Source organism: Amycolatopsis sp. QT-25 (genome assembly GCF_029369745.1).
Classification (GTDB): domain Bacteria; phylum Actinomycetota; class Actinomycetes; order Mycobacteriales; family Pseudonocardiaceae; genus Amycolatopsis.
This window is the reverse complement of sequence record NZ_CP120210.1, coordinates 6,910,979-6,932,944: the sequence shown is the minus strand read 5'-3', so window position 1 is coordinate 6,932,944 and position 21,966 is coordinate 6,910,979. Positions and strand designations below refer to the sequence as shown.

General features: G+C 67.6%; 25 protein-coding genes and 1 pseudogene. 16 read left to right on the top strand and 10 right to left on the bottom strand.

Annotated features, from left to right (window positions below):
* The first annotated feature begins 24 nt into the window (after positions 1-24).
* The 8 genes from P3102_RS32380 to P3102_RS32345 all read left to right on the top strand — a co-directional run bounded on the left by P3102_RS32380 (position 25) and on the right by P3102_RS32345 (position 8,507).
* The gene (locus P3102_RS32380) at positions 25-717 is read left to right on the top strand and encodes a response regulator transcription factor (protein WP_037317602.1); all 693 of its coding nucleotides are present in this window, start codon (positions 25-27) and stop codon (positions 715-717) included.
* The gene (locus P3102_RS32375; RefSeq protein WP_276364390.1) at positions 714-2,138 is read left to right on the top strand and encodes a HAMP domain-containing sensor histidine kinase; all 1,425 of its coding nucleotides are present in this window, start codon (positions 714-716) and stop codon (positions 2,136-2,138) included. Before P3102_RS32380 ends, P3102_RS32375 begins: the two co-directional genes overlap by 4 nt.
* Before the next feature lie 23 nt (positions 2,139-2,161).
* Positions 2,162-2,680 carry a signal peptidase II gene (lspA, locus tag P3102_RS32370; protein ID WP_276364388.1) on the top strand — a complete coding sequence of 173 codons (519 nt, stop codon included), beginning with the start codon at positions 2,162-2,164 and terminating at the stop codon, positions 2,678-2,680.
* Between the two features lie 228 nt (positions 2,681-2,908).
* A complete protein-coding gene (locus P3102_RS32365) occupies positions 2,909-3,709 on the top strand; it encodes a DeoR/GlpR family DNA-binding transcription regulator (protein ID WP_276364386.1) in 801 nt (266 codons plus the stop codon).
* A 116-nt stretch (positions 3,710-3,825) separates the two neighbouring features.
* Positions 3,826-5,244, top strand: coding sequence for a trypsin-like peptidase domain-containing protein (locus P3102_RS32360; protein ID WP_276364385.1), 1,419 nt, complete (start codon positions 3,826-3,828; stop codon positions 5,242-5,244).
* 300 nt (positions 5,245-5,544) lie between these two features.
* Positions 5,545-6,243: a response regulator transcription factor gene (locus P3102_RS32355; protein WP_276364382.1), complete on the top strand. Its 699-nt coding sequence runs from the start codon at positions 5,545-5,547 to the stop codon at positions 6,241-6,243.
* The gene (locus P3102_RS32350; RefSeq protein WP_276364380.1) at positions 6,240-7,289 is read left to right on the top strand and encodes a HAMP domain-containing sensor histidine kinase; all 1,050 of its coding nucleotides are present in this window, start codon (positions 6,240-6,242) and stop codon (positions 7,287-7,289) included. Before P3102_RS32355 ends, P3102_RS32350 begins: the two co-directional genes overlap by 4 nt.
* 54 nt (positions 7,290-7,343) lie before the next feature.
* The gene (locus P3102_RS32345; RefSeq protein ID WP_276364378.1) at positions 7,344-8,507 is read left to right on the top strand and encodes a serine hydrolase domain-containing protein; all 1,164 of its coding nucleotides are present in this window, start codon (positions 7,344-7,346) and stop codon (positions 8,505-8,507) included.
* Positions 8,508-8,516: 9 nt separating this feature from the next.
* Here the strand turns inward: P3102_RS32345 and P3102_RS32340 are convergent, their stop codons facing one another.
* Together P3102_RS32340 and P3102_RS32335 are read right to left on the bottom strand one after the other, a co-directional pair.
* Positions 8,517-9,320 (bottom strand): MBL fold metallo-hydrolase, encoded by an 804-nt coding sequence (locus P3102_RS32340; RefSeq protein ID WP_276364377.1) that lies wholly within the window; start codon positions 9,318-9,320, stop codon positions 8,517-8,519.
* Positions 9,321-9,414: 94 nt separating this feature from the next.
* Positions 9,415-9,860, bottom strand: a pseudogene (locus P3102_RS32335) (NAD-dependent dehydratase); the annotation flags it as partial.
* A gap of 155 nt (positions 9,861-10,015) precedes the next feature.
* On the opposite strand from P3102_RS32335, the gene P3102_RS32330 reads away from it, so the two are divergent.
* Positions 10,016-10,516: a molybdenum cofactor biosynthesis protein B gene (locus P3102_RS32330; protein WP_005155592.1), complete on the top strand. Its 501-nt coding sequence runs from the start codon at positions 10,016-10,018 to the stop codon at positions 10,514-10,516.
* 194 nt (positions 10,517-10,710) lie between these two features.
* Here the strand turns inward: P3102_RS32330 and P3102_RS32325 are convergent, their stop codons facing one another.
* On the bottom strand, positions 10,711-11,046 hold the full coding sequence (locus P3102_RS32325) for an antitoxin (RefSeq protein ID WP_276364365.1): 336 nt from the start codon (positions 11,044-11,046) through the stop codon (positions 10,711-10,713).
* A gap of 55 nt (positions 11,047-11,101) precedes the next feature.
* Between P3102_RS32325 and P3102_RS32320 the strand changes: the two genes are divergently transcribed.
* Positions 11,102-11,290 (top strand): hypothetical protein, encoded by a 189-nt coding sequence (locus P3102_RS32320; RefSeq protein ID WP_276364363.1) that lies wholly within the window; start codon positions 11,102-11,104, stop codon positions 11,288-11,290.
* A 6-nt stretch (positions 11,291-11,296) separates the two neighbouring features.
* Here the strand turns inward: P3102_RS32320 and mscL are convergent, their stop codons facing one another.
* The 3 genes from mscL to P3102_RS32305 all read right to left on the bottom strand — a co-directional run bounded on the left by mscL (position 11,297) and on the right by P3102_RS32305 (position 12,874).
* Entirely contained in the window at positions 11,297-11,701 is a 405-nt protein-coding gene (gene mscL, locus P3102_RS32315) for a large-conductance mechanosensitive channel protein MscL (RefSeq protein WP_276364362.1), read from the bottom strand.
* A 95-nt stretch (positions 11,702-11,796) separates the two neighbouring features.
* On the bottom strand, positions 11,797-12,438 hold the full coding sequence (locus P3102_RS32310) for an SAF domain-containing protein (RefSeq protein WP_276364361.1): 642 nt from the start codon (positions 12,436-12,438) through the stop codon (positions 11,797-11,799).
* A gap of 115 nt (positions 12,439-12,553) precedes the next feature.
* Positions 12,554-12,874 carry an FmdB family zinc ribbon protein gene (locus P3102_RS32305; protein WP_276364359.1) on the bottom strand — a complete coding sequence of 107 codons (321 nt, stop codon included), beginning with the start codon at positions 12,872-12,874 and terminating at the stop codon, positions 12,554-12,556.
* 388 nt (positions 12,875-13,262) lie between these two features.
* Here P3102_RS32305 and P3102_RS32300 point away from each other — a divergent pair, with 388 nt between their 5' ends.
* The 4 genes from P3102_RS32300 (at position 13,263) to P3102_RS32285 (ending at position 15,530) form a co-directional block, all read left to right on the top strand.
* Positions 13,263-13,442 (top strand): hypothetical protein, encoded by a 180-nt coding sequence (locus P3102_RS32300; protein WP_276364358.1) that lies wholly within the window; start codon positions 13,263-13,265, stop codon positions 13,440-13,442.
* A 12-nt stretch (positions 13,443-13,454) separates the two neighbouring features.
* Complete coding sequence (locus P3102_RS32295; RefSeq protein ID WP_276364356.1) at positions 13,455-14,837, top strand: aminotransferase class V-fold PLP-dependent enzyme; 1,383 nt, start codon at positions 13,455-13,457, stop codon at positions 14,835-14,837.
* A 70-nt stretch (positions 14,838-14,907) separates the two neighbouring features.
* Positions 14,908-15,117 (top strand): DUF1905 domain-containing protein, encoded by a 210-nt coding sequence (locus tag P3102_RS32290; RefSeq protein WP_276364355.1) that lies wholly within the window; start codon positions 14,908-14,910, stop codon positions 15,115-15,117.
* Between the two features lie 5 nt (positions 15,118-15,122).
* Complete coding sequence (locus P3102_RS32285) at positions 15,123-15,530, top strand: VOC family protein (protein WP_276364353.1); 408 nt, start codon at positions 15,123-15,125, stop codon at positions 15,528-15,530.
* A gap of 2 nt (positions 15,531-15,532) precedes the next feature.
* Here P3102_RS32285 and P3102_RS32280 read toward each other — a convergent pair whose 3' ends face one another.
* The gene (locus P3102_RS32280) at positions 15,533-16,090 is read right to left on the bottom strand and encodes an XRE family transcriptional regulator (protein WP_276364351.1); all 558 of its coding nucleotides are present in this window, start codon (positions 16,088-16,090) and stop codon (positions 15,533-15,535) included.
* Between the two features lie 77 nt (positions 16,091-16,167).
* On the opposite strand from P3102_RS32280, the gene P3102_RS32275 reads away from it, so the two are divergent.
* Positions 16,168-17,388 (top strand): MFS transporter, encoded by a 1,221-nt coding sequence (locus P3102_RS32275; protein ID WP_276364349.1) that lies wholly within the window; start codon positions 16,168-16,170, stop codon positions 17,386-17,388.
* On the opposite strand, the gene P3102_RS32270 is transcribed toward P3102_RS32275, so the two are convergent.
* Entirely contained in the window at positions 17,385-17,519 is a 135-nt protein-coding gene (locus P3102_RS32270) for a Wadjet anti-phage system protein JetD domain-containing protein (protein ID WP_276364347.1), read from the bottom strand. The genes P3102_RS32275 and P3102_RS32270 overlap by 4 nt on opposite strands.
* Positions 17,520-17,873: 354 nt before the next feature.
* Between P3102_RS32270 and P3102_RS32265 the strand changes: the two genes are divergently transcribed.
* Positions 17,874-18,125: a hypothetical protein gene (locus tag P3102_RS32265; protein ID WP_276364345.1), complete on the top strand. Its 252-nt coding sequence runs from the start codon at positions 17,874-17,876 to the stop codon at positions 18,123-18,125.
* A gap of 34 nt (positions 18,126-18,159) precedes the next feature.
* Here P3102_RS32265 and P3102_RS32260 read toward each other — a convergent pair whose 3' ends face one another.
* Both P3102_RS32260 and P3102_RS32255 read right to left on the bottom strand, forming a co-directional pair.
* Positions 18,160-18,843 carry a SprT family zinc-dependent metalloprotease gene (locus tag P3102_RS32260; RefSeq protein ID WP_276364344.1) on the bottom strand — a complete coding sequence of 228 codons (684 nt, stop codon included), beginning with the start codon at positions 18,841-18,843 and terminating at the stop codon, positions 18,160-18,162.
* Between the two features lie 34 nt (positions 18,844-18,877).
* Positions 18,878-21,964, bottom strand: coding sequence for a type I restriction endonuclease subunit R (locus tag P3102_RS32255; protein WP_276364342.1), 3,087 nt, complete (start codon positions 21,962-21,964; stop codon positions 18,878-18,880).
* Positions 21,965-21,966: the final 2 nt, after the last annotated feature.

Genomic DNA, 21,966 nt, shown 5'->3' with positions numbered 1-21,966 from the left:
AGCACTCTGCGTAAGACTGTCGCCATGCGCATCCTCGTAGTGGACGACGACAGGGCCGTCCGTGAATCACTCAGGCGATCCCTTGAGTTCAACGGCTACCAGGTGGAGTTGGCCGGGGACGGCGCGCAGGCCCTGGAAGCGATCATCGCCAACAGACCCGACGCGATGGTCCTCGATGTGATGATGCCGCGGCTCGACGGCCTGGAAGTCGCCCGCCGCCTGCGAAGCACCGGTGACGACCTGCCCATTCTCGTCCTCACCGCGCGGGACACCGTGTCCGACCGGGTGTCCGGCCTCGACGCCGGCGCCGACGACTACCTGCCGAAGCCCTTCGCGCTCGAAGAGCTTCTCGCTCGCCTTCGCGCACTTCTGCGCAGGGCCATCCCGGACCCGCAGGCCGGCCAGAACGCCGAAATCCTCTCGTTCGCGGATCTCACCCTGGACCCGGGGACGCGCGAGGTGCGCCGGGCGGGCCGGGAGATCAGTCTGACCAGGACCGAATTCGCGCTACTGGAGCTGTTCCTCTCCTACCCGAAGCACGTGCTGACCCGCAGCCGGATCCTGGAGGAAGTGTGGGGATACGACTTCCCGACTTCGGGCAACGCGCTGGAGGTCTATGTCGGTTATCTGCGCCGCAAGACCGAGGCCGGGAGCGAACCGAGGCTGATTCACACGGTGCGGGGAGTGGGTTACGTGCTGAGGGAAACCCCGCCGTGACGGACGCGGTCCCGGTCGTCGACGTGTCCGAAAAGGATCCGCGCGGCGACCGGTGGAGCACGCGGCGCTTCTCGCTCCGCGGCCGGGTGACGCTGCTCGCGGCCGCTTCGGTGGCGGGGGCGGTGGCGTTGGTGTCGCTAGGCGCGTATCTCGTCGTGAAAGACAACCTCTACCAGCAGGTGGACGACAACCTGCTCGCCCGCGCGAACGCGGCGGTCGACTCGCCACAGGTGCAGACCGAGCTGCAGCAGGTGCCCGGCGCCTTCCTGGCCAGCGCGGACCTGCAGATCGGCCAGCTGACGGTCGGGGAAAAGATCCGCCTGACCTTCCCGCAGTCCGGCAGCCGCCCGCCGTACGGCGAGGATGAGATCGCGGTCGCCACCGGGGACAAGGCGTTCTCCCTGCGCACCGACCCGAGAACCGACAGTCGGGTCGTCGCCCTTCCGCAGGGGGCGGGGCAGGCGATGGTGCTCGCCCAGTCGCTCGGCCCGACCAAACGCACTCTGAACGAGCTTTCGGTGGTCCTGTTCCTGATCGGTGGCGCCGGGATCCTGGTCGCCGCGGCCGCGGGAACAGCCGTCGCCCGAGCCGGTTTGAGGCCGGTCGACCGGCTGACGTCGGCGGCGGAACGCGTCGCCACCACGGGTGACCTGCGGCCGATCCCGGTCAGCGGCGACGACGAACTCGCCCGCCTCACCCAGAGTTTCAACACGATGCTGGGCACGGTCGCCGAATCGCAGGAACGACAGCGGCAGCTCGTGGCGGACGCCGGGCACGAGCTGCGAACCCCGCTGACGTCGCTCCGCACGAACCTGGAGCTGCTGCTTTCGGCGAGCAGGCCGGGAGCGCGGACGCTGTCCGACGAGGACCGCAGTGACATCGAGGCCGACATCCGCGGTCAGCTCGACGAGCTGACCCAGCTGATCGGCGACCTCGTCGAACTCGCGCGCCAGGACGAGCCGCGGATCGAGCACGAACGGGTCGAGATGGTCGACGTCGTCGAGCGCGCGCTGGACAGGGCGCGCCGCCGCGCGGGTGAGATCGAGTTCGACGTCTCGCTCCAGCCTTGGGTGCTGACCGGCGATTCCACCGCGCTGGAACGCGCGGTGCTGAACCTGCTGGACAACGCGGTGAAGTTCTCGCCGGAGGGCTCGACGGTGGGGGTGCGGCTGTACCCGGTCGGCGACGGCACCGCGGTACTCGAGGTCGAGGACTCCGGGCCGGGCATCGCCGACGAGGACCTGCCGAAGGTGTTCGACCGCTTCTACCGCTCCTCGGAGGCGCGGACGCTGCCCGGTTCGGGGCTCGGCCTCGCCATCGTCCAGCACGCGGCACAGCGACACGGCGGCGATGTCTACGCGGGACGAGCTTCCGAAGGCGGCGCGCTGATGACCCTGCGGCTCCCGGGAGCCCCCGCCTGACCGGGTGATTACTCTGACGGGTGATGAGCACCGAGACCGCGCCTGAGCTGCCGCCCCGCCGTCTGCTGTGGACACTGCTGGTGGCCGCGGTGTTGCTGGTGGCCGACCAGCTGACCAAATGGTGGGCCGTCGACGCCCTCACCGGCCGCGCGCCGATCCCGGTGATCGGTGACTTCATCCGGTTCCGCCTGCTCTACAACCCGGGCGCGGCGTTCTCGCTGGGCGCCGGCTCCACCTGGATCTTCGCGATCCTGGCCGCGGTCGCGGTGGTCGCCCTGCTGTGGATCTCGCGCAAGGTCCGTTCGGCGGGCTGGGCGATCTCGCTCGGGCTGCTGCTCGGTGGCGCGACGACGCATCTGGGAGACCGCCTGTTCCGCGAGCCCGGTTTCGCGCGCGGGCACGTCGTGGACTTCATCGACTACCACGGCTGGTTCGTCGGGAACGTCGCCGACATCGCGCTGTTCTTCGGCGCCGTCTCGCTTTTCGTGTTGAGTTTCCGCGGCGTCCCGATCGACGGCGTCAAGGAGACGGCGGCGGAGTAACGAGGCAGAACTTCGCTTCCCGTACCCGGTTGAGCCGCCGGCCCGACACTGTTTCGACCAACACCGAAAGGTCGTCTCCGCCATAGGGTGCGACTTCGTAGCCGTCGAACGCGGATGCCCGGACCGACATCGCGAAGTCTGGCCATGACCTCATGGTGGCAGGCACATCGGCTCGTCGCCACATGTTCGATCATGTAGGATTTTGTGTAGTTCATCCAGGGAGGCTTCGTGCTCGCGCGGCAGCGACAAGCGGTGATCCTCGAGGAGGCGCGCCGGACCGGGGCGGTCCGGGTCAGCGATCTCGTGGCGAAGCTCGGCGTTTCGGATATGACGGTGCGCCGCGACCTCGACGTGCTCGCGGGCCGCGGACTGGTGGAGAAGGTCTACGGCGGCGCCACCTCCGTCGTGGGCAAGAGCACCGACGAACCCGGTTTCGAGGCCAAATCCGTGCGCCAGCGCGCGCAGAAGGAGGCCATCGCCGCCCTCGCCGCCGGGCTGGTCCGGCCGGGTACCGCGATCGGCGTCTCCGCGGGCACGACCACGTGGACGCTGGCCAGGGCGCTCGACGAGATCCCCGGCCTGACGATCGTCACGAACTCCATCCAGGTCGCCGACGTGTTGCGCGGCGCGAACCAGCCGGAGCGCACGGTGGTCCTCACCGGCGGCGTCCGCACCCCGTCGGACGCGCTGGTCGGGCCGGTGGCCGTGCAGAGCCTGCGGTCGCTGCACCTGGACGTCGTCTTCCTCGGCGTGCACGGGATGGCCGACGGCCCCGGTTTCACCACACCGAACCTCACCGAATCCGAGACCGACCGCGCGCTCGTCGAAGCGGGCCGCAAACTGGTCGTGCTCGCCGACCACACCAAATGGGGGATCGTCGGCATCTCCACCATCGCCGGGCTCGAAGAGGCCGACGTCGTCGTCTCGGACGACGGTTTGTCCGACGTGGCAAGGGAAACGCTCACCGAGCAGGCGGGCGAGCTGATGCTCGCCGAAACGATGGAGGCGGCCGAGGCCGAAGAAGCGTGAAGACGACGCCGGGAGACACGGACAGGCTGCGCGCCACCCGCTGACGGGGCCATACTCATGTGCGATGCACAGCTTTGGCTCAGGAACTTCTCAGGACCATCCCGCAAGGTGAAGACATGACCGAGAACGATCCCAGCGGCCACGACGCCGACAAGGCGCGGCCCGCCGGCGCTCAGCCGGACGCGGAGCAGAGCGCGAGCTGGGCGGCGCAGCCCGCCCCGCAGCAGACTGACGCGACGGGCCTCGGCGGCCACGCCACCCCGCACAGCGGAGCGCAGCAGGCCTACCCCCAGGAACAGCAGTACAACCCCTGGTCGCCCCACGCACAGGCGCAGCAGGAGCATCAGACGCAGAGCCAATACACCCCAGGACACCAGGTCCCGGGGCACCAGACGCCGTACACCCAGCCGGGACCATCGGTCTACGCGGTGCCGCAGCAGCGTCAGGCCTCGAAGGCCACGTCGGGCAAGCTGCTCGCCGGCGTCGCGGCGATCGCGCTGGTCGTCGGCGGGGTCGCGGGCGGCACGGTCGGCTATCTGACCGGCGACGCGTCCGGCGGCTCTTCCGTGAACGCGCTCGACGCGCCGAAGCCCGCCCAGCAGACGGGCAACCTGCCCGCCGGTTCGGTCGAGGCGGTGGCGCAGAAGCTGTCGCCGAGCGTGGTCGAGCTTCAGGTGTCCGGGCGGTCGGGTGCGGGCGAGGGCTCCGGCTTCGTGCTCAGCACCGACGGCTATGTGCTGACCAACAACCACGTCGTCGAGGTCGCCGCCAGTGGCGGGCAGATCCAGGCGGTGTTCCAGGACGGCAAGAAGGGCACGGCGACCGTCGTCGGCCGCGACCCCACGACGGACATCGCCGTGGTGAAGGTCAGCGGGGTCAGCGGTTTGACCCCGGTGGAGCTCGGCCGGTCCGACGACCTGCGGGTCGGGCAGCCGGTGGTCGCCATCGGATCGCCGTTCGAACTCGCGGGTACGGTGACCGCGGGCATCGTCAGCGCGCTGAACCGGCCGGTGAGCGCCGGTGGCGGTGGCGATCAGACCACGGTGATGTCGGCGGTGCAGACCGACGCGGCCATCAACCCGGGTAACTCCGGCGGTCCGCTCGCGAACATGGCGGGCCAGGTCATCGGCATCAACTCGGCGATCTACAGCCCCAAGTCCGCGCAAGGCCAGAGTGGTGAGAGCGGCGGCAACGTCGGCATCGGCTTCGCGATCCCGATCGACCAGGCACGCCGCACCGCCGACGACATCATCAGCACCGGCCAGGCGAAGCAGACCTTCATCGGCGCTCGGGTGCAGACGGCACCGACCGGCGGCGCGCAGCTCGGTGAGATCTCGCCGGGCAGCCCCGCGGAGAAGGCGGGCCTCAAATCCGGTGACGTCGTGACGAAGCTGGACGACCGGTCGATCCCCAACGCGGACGCGCTCGTCGCCGAAATCCGTACCAGGGCGCCGAACGACAAGGTCAAGTTCTCGCTCGCCGACGGCAAGGTGATCGAGGTGACCCTCGGCGGTCAGCCGATCACGCCGAACTAGTACCCCCAACGCTCGGCCGCGGTGCGCGGCCGAGACCAACCCCGGCTCGAACCCCCAGCGGGCCGGAACCAGAGGCCACGCGCGACCGGCTGCCAACCCCGGTCGCGCGTGGCCCTTTTCATGGTGCTGACGAGCTGGCGAATACCTGTTGGCGGAGCCGAGAACGAATGCGGGAAAGGGGACAATACGCGTGAACCCGGTCGGCCGAAGGCCCCGCTGTCGAGGTGGCAGGGCTTCCCTTGCGGCCCACCGACGTCGATCGTCGCCGCGGGTTCACCGACAGACGATGAGGTGGACGACATGACAGAGCAAGGCCGCGTACTCGTGGTCGACGACGACGAGACCGTGCGGGACGTCGTCCGGCGGTACCTCGAGGTCGCGGGCTTCGACGTCGACGTCGCCGGTGACGGCACCGAGGGGTTGCGGCTGTTCTCCGCGACCGGGCCGGATCTCGTGGTCCTCGACGTCATGATGCCCGGCCTCACCGGGCTCGAGGTGTGCCGCCGCCTGCGGCAGGTGAGCCAGGTGCCGGTCGTGATGCTGACCGCGCTCGGCGAGGAGGAGAACCGCATCGCCGGACTCCAGCTCGGCGCCGACGACTACGTCACGAAACCGTTCAGTCCCAAGGAACTCGCGTTGCGGGTGGCGTCGGTCCTGCGGCGGGCGCGGATGCCCCGGCCCGAACCGGCGGCACGCGTGCTCACCGACGGCGACCTCGCGTTGCGGATGTCGGCGCGGCAGGCGGCCCTCGGTGGCGCGGAACTTCCCTTGACGAGCCGGGAATTCGACCTGCTCGCGTTCTTCCTCACCCATCCCGGTGTGGCGTTCTCCCGCGCCGATCTCCTCGAAAAGGTCTGGGGCTGGGACTTCGGCGATCAGTCCACCGTGACCGTCCACGTGAGACGGTTGCGGGAAAAGATCGAGAAGAATCCCGCGAAACCCGTCCGCGTCACCACCGTATGGGGCGTCGGCTACCGGTACGACCCGGTGCGGCGATGATCGGCTCCGGTGAGTCGTTCGGCGAGATGCTGGCGCACGCCTGGCACATCCTGCCGTTCGCGCTGATGTTCGCGTTGCCGGTGGTGCTGCTCGGCGGCCTGGTGCTGTACCTGCTCAGACGCGGTTCGCTGGCCGGTACGATGACGATCCTCGTGCTGATCCCGGTACTCGCGACGCTGATCGCGGTCCTCGGCATCAGCGGGTTCATGTTCACCCCGGCGTTGACCACGATGACGCTGGTCTGCCTGCTCGTCGCGCTGGTGATCGTGCCCGCCGCGCTCGTGCTCGGCCGCGCGATCGCACGCCGCAGCGTCTGGGAACGGGAAGCGCGGGAACGGGAGCGCGCCGCCGAGGCGTCGCGGCGCGAACTGGTCGCGTGGATCAGCCACGATCTGCGGAGTCCGCTGGCCGGGATCCAGGCGATGGCCGAGGCGGTCGCGGACGGCGTCGTCGCCGAACCGGTCGAGATCACCGGCTACGCGCGGCGGATCAGCGGCGAGACCATGCGGCTGTCCGGCATGGTCGGCGACCTGTTCGAACTTTCGCGGATCACCGCCGGCGCGCTGCGGCTGACCATGACCGCCGTGCCGCTGCGCGACGTCGTGAGCGACGCGGTCGCCGCGCAGGCGCCACTCGCCGAACAGAAACGCGTGCGAATGCTCGAATACGCCGACGTGTGGCCGGTCGTCTCCGGCAGCGACCCGGAACTGGCGCGGATCGTGCGCAACCTGGTGTCCAACGCGGTGCGGCACACGCCGCCGGACGGGACGGTCGCGGTCCAGATCGGCATCGAAGGCGGTGAGGCCCTGCTGGCGGTCTCCGACGGTTGCGGCGGGATCGCCGACGACGAGATCGGCCGGGTCTTCGACGTCGCGTTCCGCGGGACGACGGCACGCACCCCCGAACGCGGCGGGCTGGCGAGCGGCGGCGGACTCGGGCTGGCGATCGCGAAAGGACTCGTCGAAGCCCATCGCGGCCGCATCGGCGTCCGCAACCACGGGCCCGGCTGCCGATTCGAAGTCCGGTTGCCGCTGGCCATCTCCTGACCGTGTCAGTGGTGTGTCACCGCGGTGTCAGCGCGGACGGCGATCGTTGCCGCCATGACGACTTCAGCGAAGCGATTCTTCCGGCGTGCCGGGATCACCGCGGTGGCGGCCGCACTGCTGGCCGGGGTCACGCCGGGCGTGGCCGCCGCGGGCAACGGGCGGGACCGGGTGGACCTGCGGGCGATGGTCGAGCAGATCGCCGCCTTTGGGTTCGCCGGGGCGCAGTTGCGGGTGCACGACGCAGGGGGCGACTGGACCGGCAGCGCGGGAGTGCGCGAGCTGGGCTCGGCCGCCGAGCCGCCGACGAACGGGCGGTTCCGGATCGGCAGCAACACCAAGACCTTCGTGTCGACGGTCGTGCTGCAACTGGTCGGGGAGGGCAAGGTGGGCCTGGACGCACCGGTGGCGGGCCACCTGCCCGAGTTCGGCCTCGATCGGCGGGTCACGGTGCGGATGCTGTTGCAGCACACCAGTGGTCTGGTGGACTACACCGGCGCGATCCGGCCGGACGGCACCGTGGTGCCCGGAATCCCGTTGGTGGGTAAGGAATTCCTGGACAACCGTCACCACACGTACCGGCCGGAGGAGCTGGTGCGGTTCGGGTTGTCCAAGCCGCCGCTGTTCGAACCGGGGACGGACTGGACCTACACGAACATCAATTACGTCCTGGCCGGATTGCTGATCAAGAAGGTCACCGGCAACGCGTACGGCGACGAGCTCCAGCGGCGGATCCTGCGGCCGCTCGGTCTGCGGGACACCGTCGTACCGGGCACGTGGCCGGGGATCCCCGGGCCGCACGCGCACGGCTACTACCGCTATGAGGAGGCCGGGCAGTGGAAGACGGTCGACATCACCAACCAGAACCCGTCGTGGGCGTCGAGCGCCGGTGAGCTGATCTCGACCACCAAGGACCTCCACACGTTCTTTTCCGCACTGTTGGGCGGAAAGCTCCTGCCCACCCCGCTGCTGGCCGAGATGCGCAAACCGCACCCCAAAGGCGGCTACGGTCTCGGGCTGTACGTCCAGGAAGCGAGCTGTGGCACCGTCCTCAAGGGCATGGGCGGCTTCCACGGCTACGGGACGCTGATGGCAGGCACACCCGATGGCAGCCGGACCTACGAGCTGTCCATGACCTACGGGGACTCCGCGGCCGACCTGGGACAGGCCTACCACAAGGCGGATCAGCTGCTCACCGACAAGGTGCTCTGCGGGAAGTAGCGCGGGGGCTTACCGCCGCAGGAAACCCATGCCCGGGAAATGGGCCGGCGCGATGATCGCGCCGGTCTCTTCCGCTTCGGCGAGGAAACGCTGCCGGGTGCGAAGCGCGCGATCCGGGTCGACGTCGCCGAGGAAGCCCACCCGGGAGTCCGTCAGCTGGGCGGGTGTGTGCAGGACGTCCCCGAGCAGCAGCAGGCGCTCGTCGTCCGCGGTGATGTCGAGGACGTAATGGCCAGGGGTGTGACCGGGGGCGTGCCGTGCCACGATCCCGGGCGCGATCTCGACGTCGTCGCCGCTGATCGCCTCGGTCAGCCCCGCGCCGCGAGCGGTCTCCATGCCGACTCGGCTCCATTCGGCCGCCCCGGCGGGCGCGATGAGGGCGTCCCAGTCCAGTTGCCCGAAGACGACCTGAGCGCCAGGGAAGGTCAGGTCGCCTTCGGGGGCGATCCAGCCGATGTGGTCGTTGTGCAGGTGGGTGAGGAAAACGGTGTCGATCTCGTCGACCGGGCAGCCGGCCTTGTCCAGCGCGGCCGCGAGGTCACCGCCCGTGCCCATCGGCGGGGTGGGATCGCCCTTGGCGGGCGTCATCCCCGGCGGGAAGGCGAATTCGCGCGGGCCGAGGCCGGTGTCGACGAGGATCGTGCGGCCGTTGCCGCGAATCAGGAACGCGCCGGTGGGGACGTGCACGGTGCCGTCCTCGTCGAAGACGTCCGGGTGGGCTTCGGGGTCGAGACCCGGGAAGAAGGCGAGCGGGAGCCTGATCAGGCCGTCCCCGAGCGCTTCGATCTCGATGTCTCCGACGGTGATGCCCACCAAACCCCCCAAAGTCGATTCCGTTGCCGGGAACGACAACTCGGCAGGGGCCCGGTCTGTTCCCGATTTCGGGGACCGGTCGGTTCCCGCAGCTCAGCGCCCAGACCGTCCCGCCGGTTCGCCGGACCCACGCCCGCCGCCGGGTGTTCCTGCGCGAGCCTGGTGGCGGCATAGGTGCTTCGCGGCCGCAGTGGCGTGTCTCCGGGACGAGCCGCCACCCGAGTTCCGCGCCACACATCGGCTCGAGGCATCCGACGTCCACATCGGACTGTTCGTGCGGCGACGGCGGGACGCTCCCGTGGCGGGCGCATTCGTAGCGGCCCTCGCCGTAGACGACCATCGACGAGGCGAACACCCGTTTCCGTACCCGGCCCGCCGCATTCAGCACGGTCGACGACGTCGCCACTCAGGAACCGGCGGCGGCCCGGTGTGCCCGGGCGGAGGCGCCGAACCGTGCGCGGCGCGCAGGAGGGTGTCGAAACAACAACCTCATGGCCCTCGTTCGTCATCGGACAGCAGATCGGTGCTGTGGGGGCCGATGAACCCGGCCCCGCCGGTGACCGGTGTTCACACCTTCCCGGCGCCAGGGGTGCTCCCGCGGTGGTGTGCCGGATCCGCGGCGCACGTCCGGGAATCGTCACAACTTGGCGGTACCGCCGGAGCGAAGATCGGCGGAAACCGGATACGGTGTGACCATGGAACGGAGCGCACAACGGCTGGGCCGCGCACTGGTGGTCATCGTGGACGACAGGGTCGCCCACGGCGAACACGAGGACAACACGGGACCGCTGGTCACGGAGCTGCTCGAAGAGGCCGGATTCATCGTCGACGGTGTCGTGGTGGTCGAGGCCGAGACGGCCGCGATCCGCAACGCGCTCAACACCGCGGTGATCGGCGGCGCCGACCTGGTGATCACCGTCGGCGGCACCGGGGTCTCCCCGCGCGACCGCACCCCGGACGCGACGGCCGGTGTGCTCGACCGCCCGATCCCGGGCATCGGTGAGGCACTGCGCGCCTCCGGGCTCGCCGCCGGAGCGGTGGACGCGGGTATCTCTCGCGGGCTCGTCGGCGTCTCCGGCAGCACACTGGTGGTCAACCTCGCGGGTTCACGCGCGGCCGTCCGCGACGGCATGGCGACGCTCTCGTCGCTGGTGCCGTACGTGATCGACGAGCTGTCCGGTCTCGAAGAAGCCTGAGCCGCCGCGCCGGAGTGGGCCCGTTCTCACCGCGAGGACGAGGTCGAGGGCGTGCCTGGTGTGATCGGCGCCGCGCTCGTATGGTCGGGCGCCGCTCTGGCGTGTTGGCGTCGCTTGCGTGATTGAGCGCCGCTCTCGTGTTGCTGGAGGCGTCACTTGTGTGATCAGGCGCCGCACACGCGTGTTCGAAGCCGTCACACAGTGAGGCAGGAGCGTCCCGGCAGCACGGCACGAAGCTGCCGAAGCAGAGCGCTAACCCTTCGCGGCGGGTCCGGGCGCTGTCCCGGGCTCGCCGTTTTGTCATGCTGCACCATCCCTTCCACCTTTTCGGTGACCTGGCCGATCTTGTCCTCGAACCGGCCACCGGTGACCTTGTTCGCCCCGGCCGACGCCGCCGAGACACCCTTGGCCGCGACGTCGCCCGCCTTCCCGGCCAGCGGGCCGGCCTTCTCGCGGACTTCGCCCGCGACCTCTCCCGCTTTGTGGATGGACTGCGCGGCCGGCCCTTTCGCCTTGTCGACAATGCTCATGCGCCGATGGCCCCATCGGCACACGTACCCCGCGACCGGTGCGAAAATGGACGTCATGCCAGGTGAAGACGAAGACAAGCGCCCCGCCGCGGCGGCCTCTCGCGCGGAGAAACAGCGCCGGGTCGACGAGATCTTCGGCGACGTCCTGCCGGACACGACCTCCGACGAGCGAGAGCCGGGGCAGCGTCCCCCGAACTCCGACTCGTGGTTCCTGGAGAACCGGCCGCCTCATCACGACCGGTGAGCCGGCTCAGCCCTGGCGGTTCTGCTGCGCGCGCAGCAGATCGCGGATCTCGATGAGCAGTTCGACGTCGGTCGGCTCCGCCGGGCCCGCCTCCTCGCCGCGCTTGCGCCGCTCCTGGACGTGCTTGACCGGCAGCACGATCACGAAGTAGACCACGGCCGCGATCAGCACGAAGTTGATCGCCGCGTTGATCACGCCCCCGAAGTCGAGGAACGTGGCGTCGTTCCCGGCGAGGATGTTGAACCCCAGCCCCTTGGCGGCGTCCGATCCGCCGATGGTGTTGATCAACGGTTTGATCAGGCCGTTCGTGAAAGCCGTGACGATCGCCGTGAACGCGGCGCCGATGACCACCGCGACCGCGAGGTCGACGACGTTCCCGCGCATCAGGAAGTCCTTGAAGCCCTTGATCAAGACGCTCTCCTCTTTCACCTGGGACGGTTCGCCGACCGTCCCGTTCTTCCGTACCGGGGGACGCGGGCGCCCGCCTCCACAGGGCAGGGCGCGAGCTAGCGGAGGGTAACCGTTATGGACCGGTCCAGCGAGGTGGCCGCGACTCGTGTCGCGATCGCGGTGGGCAGGGAGAGCAGCACCAAAGGTCCCTTGCTCCTGGTGCCGGTGGTCTTCGGCTCACGGTCGCCCTGCTCGCCGACCGCCGCCACGACAGCCAGATCGGCCAGCACAGAAGCCTCTCGCCCGGCTTCGGCGGCCGCGACGACGTCGACCCGCTGACCCGGCCTGAGCAGTTCCGCGACCCCGGCGTCGGCGAGCCGCACCGGGACGGTCGAACTCTGGGGATCACCCGATCCGGGGATGGCCGCGTCCAACAGGCGAACGTCGGTCAGCACTTCACCTGCTCGTGCCGCACCGACGAGCATCCGCCCCTCCGCCGAGTCGGGCCGGCCGATGGCGCCCTGTGGACGGACGTCGTCCGGGAGGTCGACGAGCTTGAGATCCCCGGCGCGCAGCACCGTCCCGGCCGGGAGGTCCCGCGCGGAGACCACGGCCGCGGTGCCGGGCGTGCCGCGGGCGGACGCGGGCAAGAACAGCGTGACCAGGCCACTGAGCAGCAGGGACAGGGCGAGCCAGCGACGGAGCAGCCGCGCGGGCCTGCCGTGGAGTCTTCGCAGGACGGGCAGATCGTGGAACACGGGATTCCCCCTCGTCGATCGGTGGTGATCTCGACGCTAGGGGCCGCGCGATGCCCTGGAAAGAACGAAAACCCCCGGCTGTGGATAACCGGGGGCTTGTGGACAACTCGGGACGTCAGGAAGCGGCGGCGGCCGTTTTCGTCGTAGCCGTGGAGGAGGATGCCGCGCTCTTGGTCTCCGACTTCGACTCGGTCTTCGACTCCGTCTTGGTCTCGGATTTGGTCTCGGACTTGCCCGCCGAGGTCGTGTTGGCCTTCGAGTCGCGCGAGTCGTTGCGGTAGAAACCGCTGCCCTTGAAGACCACGCCGACCGAGCTGAAGACCTTGCGAAGCGGCCCCGAGCACTGCGGGCACTCGGTCAAGCTCGCGTCGGAGAACGACTGCACGGCCTCGAAAGCGTGGTCGCATTCCTTGCAGGCGTATTGGTAGGTGGGCACTGCTGCTCCTTCGTGCATTGGCACTCAGCCGACAAGAGTGCTAACACGACACGGTACCGGGGCATTCCGGCGCAGGTCAAACAAGGTTTCCCAAGGTCACACGACGCCCTGGTCACACCCTTTGTTCCGTACCTGTTCCGTGCCGGACCGACATCGCTTCCGGTTCAGGGTACGAGCTGTCATGAGCCGGAGGATCTCCCAGTGTGCCCCCTGACGGTCTCGTCTTCCTGCTCTGTGCTCGCTCAGACGACCCTTCCTACCTCGTGTGCCTGTTCGCTCCGGTTCCCTGGCCCTGCCATCTCTGGCACCGGGTCGGCCCACGCGTTGCTGGAGACCGCGCAGGAATACTCCAACGCCGAGACCGCGCAGCGGCTCTTTCCCCGAAGCAATGGAGAAAACGCACGTCGGCCACCTTCTGGACTGGCTGGGCTCGGGGGTTGTCGCGTGGGCGGTCCTGCTCGGACTGCTGGGTGGGTTCGACACCGGAACGATCATCCTGCTGCTCATCGGCGCTCTGTTCCTGGCCGGCGCCTGGGTCAAGAAGGAACCTTCACGGCCTCGGTCGTGAAATCATGAGCGAATGAACCGCCGCGGCGAAGAAGAGTTACGCGGCCTGCTGGCCGATGTCGCCACTCGCGTGGCCGGTTACCGCGAAAGTGTCGCCGATGGTCCCGTCTTCCCGCACGACACGACGGGCGTCCGGGAAAAGCTCGGTGACCTGCCCGAGAAACCGGTCCCACCCGCCGACGTGATCCGGCGACTGGCCGACGCCGTCGAGCCTGCGTTGGTGGCGAACACCGGGCCGCGGTACTTCGGCTTCGTCACCGGCGGAGCGCTCGAAGCTGCGACGGCGGCCGACATGCTGGCGACCGGTTGGGACCAGCCCGCGTTCAACAAGGTCACCTCGCCCGCCGCCGCGATCGTCGAGGAAGTGGCGGGCGAATGGCTCAAGGACGTCCTCGGCCTCCCGTCCGGCGCATCCTTCGGATTCGTGACCGGCGGGCAGGGCGCGAACACGGTCTGCCTGGCCGCCGCCCGGCATCACCTGCTGGCACGGGCCGGATGGGACGTCGAACGCCGCGGGCTGCACGGGGCGCCGCCGCTGCGGGTCGTCGCCAGTGAAGAGCGGCACGCGACGATCGACCGGTCCCTCCGCTTACTCGGCTTGGGTACCGACGCCGTCAAGCCGGTACGCGCGGACGGCCAAGGTGCTCTCGACATCACCGAGCTCGAGAAGGCGCTCGACGGGCCCGCAATCGTTTGCCTCCAGGCTGGAAATGTGAACACCGGTGCTTTCGACGATTTCGCCGCAGCCACGGAGATCGCCCATCGGCACGGCGGTTGGGTTCACGTCGACGGCGCGTTCGGGCTCTGGGCGGCCGCCGCCCCTTCGCTCAGGCGGCTGACCGCGGGACTGGAGACGGCCGATTCCTGGGCGGTCGACGGGCACAAGTGGCTCAACGTCCCCTACGACAGCGGTTACGCCTTCTGCGCCCACCCTGAATCGCACCGGGCCGCGATGGCACTTACCGCCGCGTACCTGACCGGCCAGGGAGATGACGGGGTGCGAGCGCCGAGCGACTTCGTCCCGGAGTCCTCCCGCCGGGCACGAGGGTTCGCCACGTGGGCGGCGCTCAGCGAACTGGGCCGCGCCGGGATCGCCGAGATGGTCGAACGCTGTTGCGCGCTGGCCAGGAGGTTCGCCGAGAAACTCGAAGCGAGCGAAGGTATCACCGTCGTGAACGACGTGGTGCTGAATCAGGTCCTCGTCAGCTTCGGCGACGAAACGGAGAGGGTCGTCGAAGCCGTCCAGCGGTCCGGCGAGTGCTGGATGGGCGCGACCACCTGGCACGGCGAACGGCTGATGCGCATCTCCGTGTCCAACTGGAGTACCACCGAAGCCGACGTGGACCGCAGCGTCGCCGCCATCCAGGCGGCAAGCAGGAGTGAAAAGCATGGCTGACGGACACCGCAGGCGATCGACGTGACGTTCACCGCCGAGCGTCCCCGACTCCAACAGCGGCTGACCTTGTGTGAACAAGCCGGACTCCGCCGAGTCCTTCGGCACCGGCAAGGCCGTGAAGGTCAGCGGGACCGTCGATGGCCACGACTACGAAGCGAGCATGTTGCCGCTCCGGAAGGAGATCGGTGACGAGGTCACCGTACGGCTGACGAAGCGGATTTTTCAGCCGCGGACCGATCAGGAATCGAGAAGCGTCGCGAACCGGTCTCACCTAGCGTGACCGTCATGGACATCGCCATTCACGGGAGCTTCCTCCCGCAGACCGACCCCGAAGCCGCGCTGGTGTTCTACCGCGACATCCTCGGCTTCGAAGTGCGCAACGACGTCGGCTACGACGGCATGCGCTGGATCACCGTGGGCCCGCCGGGGCAGCCGGTGTCGATCGTGCTGCACCCGCCCGCCGTCGACCCGGGTGTCACCGAGGACGAGCGTCGGGTCATCGGTGAGATGATGGCCAAGGGCACCTACGCGAGCATCTTGTTCTCCTCCGACGACCTCGATGGCCTCTTCGAACACCTCCAGGAAGCGGGCGCCGAGGTCATCCAGGAGCCCACCGACCAGCCGTACGGCCTGCGTGACGGCGCCGTCCGCGACCCATCCGGGAATCTGCTCCGTATCCAGCAACGCGTCTGACGTCACCGGGTGCGGGCGCGGACGTGGACCCGTTCGCCCTGTTCGCCGAACAAGCTGAGTACCTCGACCCGCCCGCGACCGGCGGCGCCGAACCAATGCGGTGTCCGGCAGTCGAACTCGGCGGCCTCGCCGGGACCGAGCACGACGTCCTGGTCCCCGAGTACGAGCCGGAGCCTGCCCCGCAGCACGTAAAGCCATTCACGGCCGGCGTGCGTTCGAGGGCGGGGCTCGTCGTCGCCCGCCGGGATCGTCATCTTGTAGGCACGCGGCCCGTTCTCGTGCCGCGTGAGCGGAATGAGAACGCGGCCGTCCGAGGGTGTTTCGAGCACTCTCGGTGACGAGACGATCTCGTCGACACGCAGACCCAGCGCGGCGATCACCGGCAGCAGCAGTTCCAGGCTCGGCTTGCGTTGTCCGGATTCGAGCCGGGACAGGGTGCTGGTGGAGATGCCGGTGGCGCGGCTGAGTTCCGTCAGCGTCGTGCCCTTCTTCTCCCGGGCGCGGCGCAGCCGGGGCGCGATCAGTTCGATCGCCGCGGTGACGGTGGGGTCGCTTCCCATCGCGTCAGCACAGCAGGTCGTCCCGGATCCGGCAAAGTTCTTTGCCGAAACAGCCAGAAGCCGCCGAAGCTGGCGCCATGATCGAGACCAAGCGCCTCCCCACCGGGGTCTACCTGCTCGCTTTCAGTTTGTTCGCGATGGGGAGTGCCGAGTTCCTGATGGCCGGGGTCCTGCCCTCGGCCGCCGCCGATCTCGGCGTCTCCCTGTCGTCCGCGGGCGCGCTCATCACCGCGTTCGCCCTCGGCGTCGTGCTGGGCGGTCCACCGTTCGCCGTGCTGAGCCTGAAGTGGCCCCGGCGAACGGCCTTGATGACCACGCAGGCCGTCTTCGCCGCCGCCATCGCGACCGGTCTGCTCGCCGACGACTATTGGATCCTGCTGATCACCAGGTTCGTCGCCGGTCTGGCCTACGCCGGTTTCTTCGCGGTCGCCGCCGTGACGGCGATCAGCCTCGTGACCCCCGACCACAACGCCCGCGCCTCCGGTGTCGTCGTCGCCGGACTCAGCGTCGCCATGGTGGCCGGGGGACCGGCGGGCACGCTGCTGAGCAGCCTCACCGACTGGACCGGCGGCTTCTGGGGCGTCGTGGCGCTCACCGTGCTGGGTGTGGGGGTGTGCGCCGTCGGCCTGCCCGCCACCGCGTCCACCGCGCCGAGCCTTTCGGGAGAACTGCTCGCCATGCGGACACCACGCCTTTGGGGCATCTACGCGATCACCATCCTGAGCACCGCCGCGTACATGGTGTCCTTCAACTACCTGGCGGCGATGCTGGCGGACGTCCTCCCGGCGGTCTGGATCCCCGCGGTGCTCGCGTTGTTCGGGATCGGTGCCTTCGCCGGGCTGTCCCTCGGCGGCCGGATTTCCGACCGCCACCCGCACCATGCGCTGCTTGGTGGCGTCGTCGGCATCGTGGTCTTTTCGGCACTACTTGCCTTCTTCGCCACCTTCACTTGGGTTGTCGTGCCTACGGTGTTCCTGCTGGGAGCCGCGGCCTTCGTGCTGAATCCGGCGCTTTACGGGCGGGTGTTCACCATCGCCGCTTCCGCCCCGACTCTCGCCGGCGCGACCACGGTCTCGGCCTTCCAGTTGGGCATCAGCCTCACTCCGGCGTTCGCCGCCGGGGCACTGAACCTGGGAGCTTCGCTGACCGCCATCCCGTGGATCGGCGCCGCGCTCGCGCTGGCCACGATCCCGCTGGTGCTCCGCGATCGCTCGCATGCTCACTGGGTAGCACGAACGACCGCATCAAGCGGGGCCGCCGCGGAGGTGGTGAGCCGTCATCGCGGTGATCCGTCCTAGGCGAACTCCCGGGTTGCCCGCTGGATGGCCGTGTACGAGATGCGTTCTTGCTCCAGTCGCATGGACTTGCCCAGCGCATCCTCCACGAGGTCGATGTAGAGGCCGGCCTCGTCCGGAAGATGGAAACCCAAGCACCAGCGGTGCGTTGTCGGCACGCAGCAGCCGCCATGCCGGGTCGTTGCGGCGCGAGAGGTCAAGCTCGTCGAAATTCATCGACGGCGGCCTGCGATGACCTTGCTGCTGTATGGGTAGCAAAAGGCCCTTCCCGATTCCCTGGGAAGGGCCTTTGAGCTGCTGTGGACCTTGGGGGAACTTACTACAACACAAAACCCCAGGTAGAAGCCCTGGAGGCGCTGCTCTGGAAGCTGCCCGACCCCGCCACGCCCGCTCCGCCGCCCGCTGACCGGCCGAAACCAGGTCGTGCCCGGCAACTCGATGCCGTCCAAGTCAAGGACCTCATCGCTGGGTACCAAGCCGGAGCAACCGTGTACGAGCTGGGCACCCGGTTCGGCATCGAACGGCGCACGGTCAGCAACATCCTCAAACGACACGAAGTGCTGATGCGCCGCCGTGGGCTCGCTCCCGAGCAGGTCGACGACGCCATCTACCTCTACAACCTCGGCTGGTCCCTCGCGCGGGTCGGCGCACACCTGGGCGTCAACCACACCACGGTGCTGAACAAGCTGCGCGAACGCGGCGTCCCCACGCGAGATACCCACGGACGACCGCGATCGTGATCCTCCAAGCTCATTCGACAGCCGTGCAACCAATTCATACAGTCTGACTCCATTCTTCATGTCCGAGTGGCGCCTCGTTTAGCTGATCACGGAGGCTCCGCCAGTTCGACATGAACCTATCCATGAGTGCAGTGAAGCGTGGTCCGTGGTTACGCTCGAGGTGATGCGTCATTTCGTGGACGACGATGTACTCGAGACAGTCTGGGTGCTTCTTGGCGAGTTCGACGTTGAACCAGATGTGCCCGCTGCCGGGGTTGCATGATCCCCACTTGGTCTTCATCCGTCTGATGGTCCAGCGCGGTACCGATACGTCCAGTTTCGGTTCCCACTTGGCAATCAGGGGTGAGATCGCTTGTCGTAGCTGCTCCCGGTACCAACGATCGATCAGGTCGCGTCGGCGTTCTGCTGTGGTGCCAGCCGACACATAGAGCAGCAACCGCTCGCCGTCTACCTCGAAGTGAGCCCGTCCGGGGCGCTCTATCACCTTCATTCGGCGACGAATCCCCCACACGTAGTGAGACTCGCCCGTGATCATTTCTCGTTCAGACTGGCGCGCGGCTGAGCGAAGTTGCTCGCGCTGCTGCTTGATCCATGGCAACCGCTGGATCACGGCCAACCGGACACGCTCGTCGTCAAGCCGAAACGGGGCGGCGACCCGGACGCGTCCCAGTGGCGGGTAGACGCCGATGTGGAGGTTCTTGATGTCCTTGTAGACCACATCGACGTTGATACCGCGGACGGTTAGGTAAGCACTAGCGGTACTCATGACGCGCCTTCACCAGCTCAAACAGTTCGTCGAGACGGTCGAAGTCGTCCGGCAGTGTCTGTGCGAGCGCGCGTTTGACCTTCTTCTCCTTGATCGGATTGCCCACCCACGAGTCAGGCTTGGTGTGCCAGATGGTCGCGTCGATCTCGATCGCAAGCCCGATGGATGGATAACAGAAGTCAATCAGGGCACGGCGGGCTCCGTTGTCGGCCCACTCCGGGTATGGAGTATCTGATTCGCCCTTACCCAGCTTGGTCGCGTGCTCCAGCAACTTCACGAGGTACTCCTGGTAGTCCAGTGCCCCCTGGCGGCGTTCCTCGAGGATGGCGTCAAGCAACTCCGACATCTTGTCGTAGTACTTCGGGTTCATCGCCCGCTCGTCGATGATGAGCTTGCGTATGTTGTTGGTGATCGTCTCCGCGACCGCTTCAGGTTCCCTCTTGATGCCCGCGGGCAGCTTGCCGAGAGCACCGGCCCCCATATCGACGATCAGCTGGATCAAGCCGGCGTCCTGGAAGTCGGAGACCACCTCGGACGGCTTGGCACTGATGTAGGTGTCGAGCAGGTGACGCATGCCGGCCTCGTACTGCTTGAAGTCGACGTTTTCGCCAGCACCAAGCTTGACCTCATCACGCACGTTGGCGTAGTGCGCGATCTCGTCTTTGATCGCAGCGGCTTCCCCGTCGCTGTAGCCTGCGGCGCTCATCTCGTTGGCGAGGTTGGCGTATGCCCTGGTCACGGCCGCGACAGACTTGTAGAGCTCCACTCGCTTGGGTTCGTTGGCCTTGAGCTGCTCGGCGTTGCCATGCTCACGGGCGCAGAAGTACTGCTGGTATTGAAGCGTGTTCTTCGGCGGTGCAACCGGTTCGCACAGCGCCCGGATCTTCTCCAGCGCCTCGTCCAAATCCTCCCGGGCCTTCTCGAGCCGGTCGGACAGAAGCCCCTCGATGTCCTTCTTCTCGTAGCCCTCCAGGGCACCGCCGGTGTAGTCGGTGATCGCGGACTCAAGCGAGTTGAACAGGTCACGGTAGTCGACGATGTAGCCGTAGTCCTTATCCTCGCCGTCGAGGCGGTTGACCCGGCAGATCGCCTGGAACAGACCGTGGTCGGCCATCTTCTTGTCGATGTACAGATATGTCGCACTCGGCGCGTCGAAGCCGGTGAGGAGCTTGTCGACGACGATGAGGAGACGCATCTGTCCCGGATCATTGACGAAACGGTCCTTGACGTCCTTCTCGAACTGCTCGACCTTGGTCATCGCCTTGTCGGCAGGCTCGTTGAAGTGGTCGGCCAGCATCTGCCGGTAGATCTCGTACTGGCGCAGCCGCTCGGTGGCGCCGTGGCCGGAGTCCTCCTTAGCGATGTCGCTCGCCTGCGGAGTGTACGACGTGACGATGGCGCACTTGCCTTTGAACCCGGCCTGAGTGAACAGCTCGTAAAACTTGCACGCCTGGTAGATACTCGAACTGACGAGGATCGCGTTGCCACGGCCATCCGACAGACGCGGCTTGATCTCCATATCGAGCAGGATGTCGTTGACGATCTGCCGGGCACGCGGCTCGGAACTGACGACCTTCTGCATGGTGCCCCAGCGCTTCTTGAGTTCCGCGCGGGACAGGTCTGTCATGCCCTTCGTCTTGGCCTCGAACCACTTGTCGACCTTCGCGGGCGAGGTCAGCTCCTGGTCGATGTTGCGCGCCTCGTAACGCAGGTCCAGTACGACACCGTCGGCCACGCCCTCATCGAACTTGTAGGTGTGGATGAAGCTGCCGAACTTCTCGATCGTAGTTGCTTTGTCCGCTTTGAGCAGCGGTGTGCCGGTGAAGCCGATGAACATCGCGCCTGGTATGAGTGCCTTCATGGCGTCGTGCATCTTGCCCGACTGGGTTCGGTGGGCCTCGTCGACGAAGACGAAGATGTTGCCCTTGGCACGGAAGTCCTTGGGGATCGTCGCGGTCAGCTCGCGGATGAACTCGCTCTCCGCTTGGTCTCGAGCAGCGTTGTCCTCAGAGTCGCGGAACTTATGGACCAGCGAACAGATCAGCCACTCGTCGCTGGTGTTGAGGGTGGCCAGCATGTCGGCACCGCTCTTGGTCCGGTAGATTGACTCGTTGACCCCGCTGAAGACCTTCTCGATCTGCTCGTCCAGCTCGGTGCGGTCGGTGATGAGCAGCACGCGGGCGTCCGGCTGGTTCTCGCGGATCCACTTGGCCAGCCACACCATCGTCAGCGACTTGCCTGAGCCCTGTGTGTGCCAGATGATGCCGCCCTCGCGCTTCGCAATGCGCTCTTGGGCTGCTTTGACGCCGAAGTACTGGTTATGCCGACACGTCTTCTTCTGCCCCGCATCGAAGACCATGAAGTCATGGACCAGCTCGAGCAGCCGCTCCTTCGAGCAGAGCTGGATCAAGGAACGATCGATGGGGTCGACGATGTCGGACGGCTCACGCCACGCCAGCCAGTACTTCTCCGACGTATCGATGACGCTGTAGCGCAGCCCCTCCACATCATTGCCGGCCATCACGAGCTGCACCGTCGTGAAGAACGACCGGATGAACTCGGGCCGCTGGTTCCCATAGCTTTGCCGGATGCCTTCGGAGACGGCGACCTTCGAGCGCTTGAGCTCGATCGTCCCGAACGCGATACCGTTGACGTACAGCACGATGTCCGGGCGCTTGGTGTGCTGGCCTAGCACCGTCACTTCCTCCGCCAGCGCGAAGTGGTTGGCTTCTGGCCGCGCCCAGTCAATGAGCCACACCGTCTCCGTGCGCTCGCCTACGCCAGGCTTGACCTTCACCCCATAGCGCAGCAGGCCGTAGACGTCACGGTTCGCCTCGTATAGATCACGACCACCACCGAGCGAAGCGTCGCTCTTCAGCTTGTCGACCGCCTTGTTGATCAGGTTGTCGCTGTAGCCGCGGGCGCGAAGGTTCTGCGCAAGCAGTTCGACCTCGACGTTCGAGTTCCCGTCGCGGTGCCCCCAGTTACCAAGGTACTCGTAACCCAACGAATCTAGGAACAGCTCAATGACATGGTCCTGAGCTTTGCGTTCAGGTTGGCCGACGTTACTCATTA

Bases quoted from the DNA above. Each gene is read 5' to 3' on its own strand.
- P3102_RS32380 (WP_037317602.1), top strand. From the start codon at position 25: ATGCGCATCCTCGTAGTGGACGACGACAGGGCCGTCCGTGAATCACTC.
- lspA (WP_276364388.1), top strand. From the start codon at position 2,162: ATGAGCACCGAGACCGCGCCTGAGCTGCCGCCCCGCCGTCTGCTGTGG.
- P3102_RS32360 (WP_276364385.1), top strand. From the start codon at position 3,826: ATGACCGAGAACGATCCCAGCGGCCACGACGCCGACAAGGCGCGGCCC.
- P3102_RS32355 (WP_276364382.1), top strand. From the start codon at position 5,545: ATGACAGAGCAAGGCCGCGTACTCGTGGTCGACGACGACGAGACCGTG.
- P3102_RS32350 (WP_276364380.1), top strand. From the start codon at position 6,240: ATGATCGGCTCCGGTGAGTCGTTCGGCGAGATGCTGGCGCACGCCTGG.
- P3102_RS32345 (WP_276364378.1), top strand. From the start codon at position 7,344: ATGACGACTTCAGCGAAGCGATTCTTCCGGCGTGCCGGGATCACCGCG.
- P3102_RS32330 (WP_005155592.1), top strand. From the start codon at position 10,016: ATGGAACGGAGCGCACAACGGCTGGGCCGCGCACTGGTGGTCATCGTG.
- P3102_RS32325 (WP_276364365.1), bottom strand. From the start codon at position 11,046: ATGAGCATTGTCGACAAGGCGAAAGGGCCGGCCGCGCAGTCCATCCAC.
- P3102_RS32320 (WP_276364363.1), top strand. From the start codon at position 11,102: ATGCCAGGTGAAGACGAAGACAAGCGCCCCGCCGCGGCGGCCTCTCGC.
- P3102_RS32300 (WP_276364358.1), top strand. From the start codon at position 13,263: ATGGAGAAAACGCACGTCGGCCACCTTCTGGACTGGCTGGGCTCGGGG.
- P3102_RS32295 (WP_276364356.1), top strand. From the start codon at position 13,455: ATGAACCGCCGCGGCGAAGAAGAGTTACGCGGCCTGCTGGCCGATGTC.
- P3102_RS32285 (WP_276364353.1), top strand. From the start codon at position 15,123: ATGGACATCGCCATTCACGGGAGCTTCCTCCCGCAGACCGACCCCGAA.
- P3102_RS32280 (WP_276364351.1), bottom strand. From the start codon at position 16,090: ATGGGAAGCGACCCCACCGTCACCGCGGCGATCGAACTGATCGCGCCC.
- P3102_RS32275 (WP_276364349.1), top strand. From the start codon at position 16,168: ATGATCGAGACCAAGCGCCTCCCCACCGGGGTCTACCTGCTCGCTTTC.
- P3102_RS32255 (WP_276364342.1), bottom strand. From the start codon at position 21,964: ATGAGTAACGTCGGCCAACCTGAACGCAAAGCTCAGGACCATGTCATT.